This is a genomic window from Hallella colorans (assembly GCF_003096815.1).
GTDB classification, from domain to species: Bacteria; Bacteroidota; Bacteroidia; order Bacteroidales; family Bacteroidaceae; genus Prevotella; species Prevotella colorans.
This window is the reverse complement of the sequence record NZ_QENY01000045.1, coordinates 1-4629: the sequence shown is the minus strand read 5'-3', so window position 1 is coordinate 4629 and position 4629 is coordinate 1. Positions and strand designations below refer to the sequence as shown.

The window sequence follows — 4629 nt, the reverse complement described above, 5'->3', positions numbered from 1 at the left end:
GTTCGAGATGACGGTTACACCGGAATAATAAAAAAAAGTTCGGGTCGAAGAAACGAAAAATCCTTAAAGGTTGAGAATCGGGATGCCCAGAATAAATAATAAACTTCAAAATACAAGGTTATGAAAAAAAATGATGCCGCAAAAAAATTGTTAGCAATATACAATAGCTACGAGTGTAGAAAAATCAAACTGGCGACCATGCTTAAAAAAATGTACAGGGACGGTGACTTGTGGAGAGTTTATGGATTTGCACATGATTACACTATTTGAATAATAAATAACTGATTAAATTTTACAGATATGGCAAACTGGGCAAGTACAAGCTATCGTATCGAGGGTAGTAAAGAAGATTTGGAAAAGGTTTACAACGTGATAGATGAATTTATGTCAGAACGGAGAAAACCAGTACAAGTAGACGCATCAAACGAATGGGAAGGCAATATTATAAGGGCTTTAGGAGCTACAGATGAGCAAATGAAGAATAATTACCTCCGAGGTTTCATCGAAGAATATGAAATGGACGGAGATATTATCCGCATAGAGGCTGAAGAAGCATGGGGTACAACTGACTTTCGCTATGTATTGGCACAGCTTATGCCCGAACTGACTATTTATTATATAGTGGAAGAATCTGGCTGTGAAGTCTATGCAACCAACGATGCAGAAGGCAAATATTTCCCCGAAAGGTTCTATGTAGACGCTTATGTAAACGGAGATTATCAAAGTGAGTACTTTGACACCGAAGAACAAGCAATGACTTATGTTGCTAACCTACTCGGTAAACAGGAAGTAAGCAAAAACGAGTTAGAGAATTGGAATGAATGCCATGAGGAAGATGACAATTTTATCTACATACATGAATTTGAAATTGTTGAATGCTAAAGGAAACGGAGGGACTAACCACCCCTCCAAAAAATATTTTAATATGAAAAAATATATTGTTAAGTATTGCGACACAGTTTGTTTCAGTCATCCACTTGAAAGCATCAAGACAAAACCGAGTCATTGGGTTTATGAAAAAGATTTTGAAAAATTAGAAGATGCCCTCACCTTTGCAGAGCAAGAAGAAAAAGCATGTACTTTGACAAAAGTGAGCGACCTTGATTTTTGCCCGACAGATGAAGAACGCAATAAATATGTCACCTTTGTTGATGTATTAGAAGTAAACTATGATGAAGATGGTGAGATTGAAGACACTGACGTTGTAGACAGAAAAAACGTCATAGAGTTTTGGATTGAAGATTAAAGAAACATCGATACCCGCCTACTCGGCGGGTATCAATTTGAAAAACAGTTGCAGTGTAAGCATGTCTTTGCGCATGCCGAAAGAAAAACCGAAGATTACATACAACATTTGCCGTGTGCTGCTCTCACAGTTCGCAGCACACTCCATTATTACCTCCCCCTATTATCCACGCTTTGTTCTGAAATAGCAAGTTATTACTAAGACTATCATTCCTTTCACCCAGCGCAAAAACATGCTAACGCAAGTTTTTGTTACAACTTCTTTCCCTTTCGGCTTGTTCCTCACGCCTGCTCCGCCAGAGTTCCATCACGCTGCAGCCATCTTCTCCTTTGTCCTGTTCCTTTTTCAATCCACTGCGACAGCGGCGAAGATGGCAGACTGCTTAATGGAACACTGGCTACGCAAAAACCCTTAAAACAGTTTCTGCTGTTTTAATCCCATGAAAGACACTGTTTCTGACCTTTCAGGATCGCCAACAGAGTCTTTCATGGGACTTCGGGAGAGGTGAAGGAAGATTATTTTTGATTAAAATCAGTTTTATGTAATCAGTCTTGACCTTACGATAAGAACCTTTGGCGTGATATGGTGCATCCCGTCCTTTGTCAAAATATGGCTTAGATATTTTTCCGAACATCCAAGGTCTTTCTCAGAGAACTTTCTAAAGACCGCTGCTACACTACCAAAGTAGTAATTCCTACGTCCTTGAATGAAATGCACGTGAATCACTTTCCTTAATTGTTTATCCATAAAACATCTAAAAATAGAAAATTAAAAATTTCTCTTTTCATCCCAAAGATTAAAACCAACATCGTCTCTTTGCTGATATATGTCTGTCGTTACCTCAATTTCAATACCTGTCCCAGTCCAATTTACAGAGACAACCTTGGTATTGTATTCATTGGAAAGCAAACCCTCCAATGGTACTTCAAGTCCTCGATACCTACCTGTGCTGCTTCCTTCGAATACAACATCTTTTTCGTCTGCCTTTATATATCCCTTATCTACAAAACTTTGAATAGATAAGGTGTCCCCAGGAGACGGAATGCAGGAAAATGGCCAGGTACCAGACCAATTATAAACATTTCCTGCCCAACAAAATAAAATACGCACTTTCATATATTTCTTTTAGGGACAAAATTAGCAATTTTTATTGATATAACTTCTAAATACTAAATATTTAGAAGTTTTTAGCATTTTCTATTTTGTCGTAAAACAATCAGGAGTCTACTATTATTATTCTCCTGAACCTCATAGTAATTCTATTTTATTTTCCACTATCTAATTATCCATTTCCGTTTCTGCCTTCGACCTCACTTTCCGTCACCTTTGTAGTCATCATCGACTTTTATAGTGCAAAGGTATCGTCGGCAGGGAACACGGCAAGTACCAGCTGAAAGCCTATTGGCGGAAAACTTTTCATGCCCCTCCGGAATCAAAGATTGCGGTTTCCTGAAAACTTTGCCACCAATTCCTTGCCTTTCATTCCCTTTCATGCCGACGATCTTACCATGCACATAAAAGGTTCGAGATGACGGTTACACCGGAATAATAAAAAAAAAGTTCGGGTCGAAGAAACGAAAAATCCTTAAAGGTTGAGAATCGGGATGCCCAGAATAAATAATAACTTCATAAAGCAATAATAAAATGAAAACAACAACAATTCAATTTGCAGTACCAATGTGGAACATAGAAAAGATGACAGGTTATAAACCTCTCACAACTTTTTGGAGCGATTTTTCAATAGCGGAAAAATTTGGAACGGAAGCGGTAAAAGATACCTTCAAACGAGCTTTTGAGGAATGGAAGGATAATTACAAATTCCTGACAGAGCTTGTTATGGTACTCAATCATAAGATTTGGCAATGGTACGAGGAAAACGAAGAGTTAGCACGTATTTACAACGCCATTTGGGAAAAAGCAGATAGCTATGGGTGTGAGAACCTGAAAGGCGAGGAATTGGACTATTTTTATTCAACACTTGATTAAACAACAACGCAAGGTGGGTAATACCACCTTGCCAAAAATTACATCACAATGAAACACTTTAATTATTTTCCTCTTTACGAGGATATACGCAAAAGACAAAAGCAGGAACTTATCAACGCATTGAAAAAGTTTCCCAATCACGAGTTTCATTTTGGCATGGACTATATAGGCAACGACCAAAAGGAAATGGCAGAGCATCCTTACATCATTGGATATTTGGGAGAAGAACCTGTTGATTTAAAAGTAATGGCTGTGCGAGAGAAGAACGGCTCAATATATATTATGGCAAGAGACGAGAGAAGTGGAGTTGATGGAACAATTACAGACGTGAACATGGATGTCGTTTTGGGGCATATAGAGAATATACTTGATGAATTACCCGATATGTAGACAGTTTTAAGTAATTTTATTGGAAATAATTGGCATAAATATCTGAAATTATTTATATTTGCATTATGAACGCTAAAAGTATCAATAAAATGAAAATTGGAGATTTAGTACACATTTCGCCTGACCTCACTATGAAGGACGATTGGGTGGATGGAAGAATTATTGATATCAAAGATAATCCGTTCGTTGGTGTCGTTGTATCAGCTAAGACAGATAACGGAGTTATATTCTTTGGACGTGAAGAACTTTTTAAACCTGCATGATATGTTCGCATTAAGTTTTGATATGGTTGTTTCTGACCTAAAGCAATACTACGGAGAGCCATACAATAACGCCTACTATGAAATAAGACAAATACTCGAAGCAAATGGATTTGATTGGGTGCAGGGCAGCACCTATCTGACACGGTCCGATGATTTGAGTAATATGTTTGCAGCTATTCAAGCACTTTCGAGGATAGACTGGTTCAAAAAGTCAGTCAGAGACATTAGGGGTTACAAAGTGGAGAACTGGTCGAACTTCACAGATTTGGTCAAGAACTCATAACTTTTAAAAGCGAGTGCCGAATATCGGAACACTCGCTTTTTCTTTCCTAAATGTACATTCCTCACCTCTTGTGATCACCATTAGGGTACGCTTTCCAATGAACAACTTACACATCATGCTTGTGGATATTTAACACAGTGTTGTTGATGGACGAAACTTTTATAGTTAGTTAAAAAAAGACACTTTTCAGTATCAACTCCCATTCGCCGGGGTCGCTTTCACCTTTAGGCACGCCTTACAGGAGAAAGCTCCCGAAAAGCGGTATGGCAGAGTCTTGCAGACACTGCCTCCATTGTTAAACAGGAAAGATTACTTCCCTTTCCCTATATAGCGGTATATACTTATTGTTATATGCCCATATTGCCGTATAGATGTATATATGTATATACGTCTATACGGCAATATAAATTCACGCTTACACAGATTACTTTGCAGACCTTATACTGATCATACACCTTTTC

General features: G+C 38.0%; 8 protein-coding genes. 7 read left to right on the top strand and 1 reads right to left on the bottom strand.

Features of this window, described 5'->3' with window-relative positions:
* Nucleotides 1–300 precede the first annotated feature (300 nt).
* The 3 genes from C7379_RS12415 (at nucleotide 301) to C7379_RS12635 (ending at nucleotide 1661) form a co-directional block, all read left to right on the top strand.
* Nucleotides 301–882 carry a hypothetical protein gene (locus C7379_RS12415; protein WP_116617539.1) on the top strand — a complete coding sequence of 194 codons (582 nt, stop codon included), beginning with the start codon at nucleotides 301–303 and terminating at the stop codon, nucleotides 880–882.
* Between the two features lie 43 nt (nucleotides 883–925).
* Nucleotides 926–1246: a hypothetical protein gene (locus C7379_RS12410; RefSeq protein ID WP_133241906.1), complete on the top strand. Its 321-nt coding sequence runs from the start codon at nucleotides 926–928 to the stop codon at nucleotides 1244–1246.
* A gap of 232 nt (nucleotides 1247–1478) precedes the next feature.
* Entirely contained in the window at nucleotides 1479–1661 is a 183-nt protein-coding gene (locus C7379_RS12635) for a hypothetical protein (RefSeq protein WP_133241905.1), read from the top strand.
* 353 nt (nucleotides 1662–2014) lie between these two features.
* Here the strand turns inward: C7379_RS12635 and C7379_RS12400 are convergent, their stop codons facing one another.
* The gene (locus tag C7379_RS12400) at nucleotides 2015–2362 is read right to left on the bottom strand and encodes a hypothetical protein (RefSeq protein ID WP_116617538.1); all 348 of its coding nucleotides are present in this window, start codon (nucleotides 2360–2362) and stop codon (nucleotides 2015–2017) included.
* Nucleotides 2363–2923: 561 nt separating this feature from the next.
* Here C7379_RS12400 and C7379_RS12395 point away from each other — a divergent pair.
* The 4 genes from C7379_RS12395 to C7379_RS12380 all read left to right on the top strand — a co-directional run bounded on the left by C7379_RS12395 (nucleotide 2924) and on the right by C7379_RS12380 (nucleotide 4168).
* A complete protein-coding gene (locus tag C7379_RS12395) occupies nucleotides 2924–3232 on the top strand; it encodes a hypothetical protein (protein WP_116617537.1) in 309 nt (102 codons plus the stop codon).
* Nucleotides 3233–3280: 48 nt separating this feature from the next.
* Entirely contained in the window at nucleotides 3281–3622 is a 342-nt protein-coding gene (locus C7379_RS12390) for a hypothetical protein (RefSeq protein WP_116617536.1), read from the top strand.
* Between the two features lie 65 nt (nucleotides 3623–3687).
* Entirely contained in the window at nucleotides 3688–3885 is a 198-nt protein-coding gene (locus tag C7379_RS12385; RefSeq protein WP_419185317.1) for a transcriptional regulator, read from the top strand.
* A gap of 1 nt (nucleotide 3886) precedes the next feature.
* Nucleotides 3887–4168 (top strand): virulence protein, encoded by a 282-nt coding sequence (locus tag C7379_RS12380; RefSeq protein WP_116617535.1) that lies wholly within the window; start codon nucleotides 3887–3889, stop codon nucleotides 4166–4168.
* The last annotated feature ends 461 nt before the right edge of the window (nucleotides 4169–4629 follow it).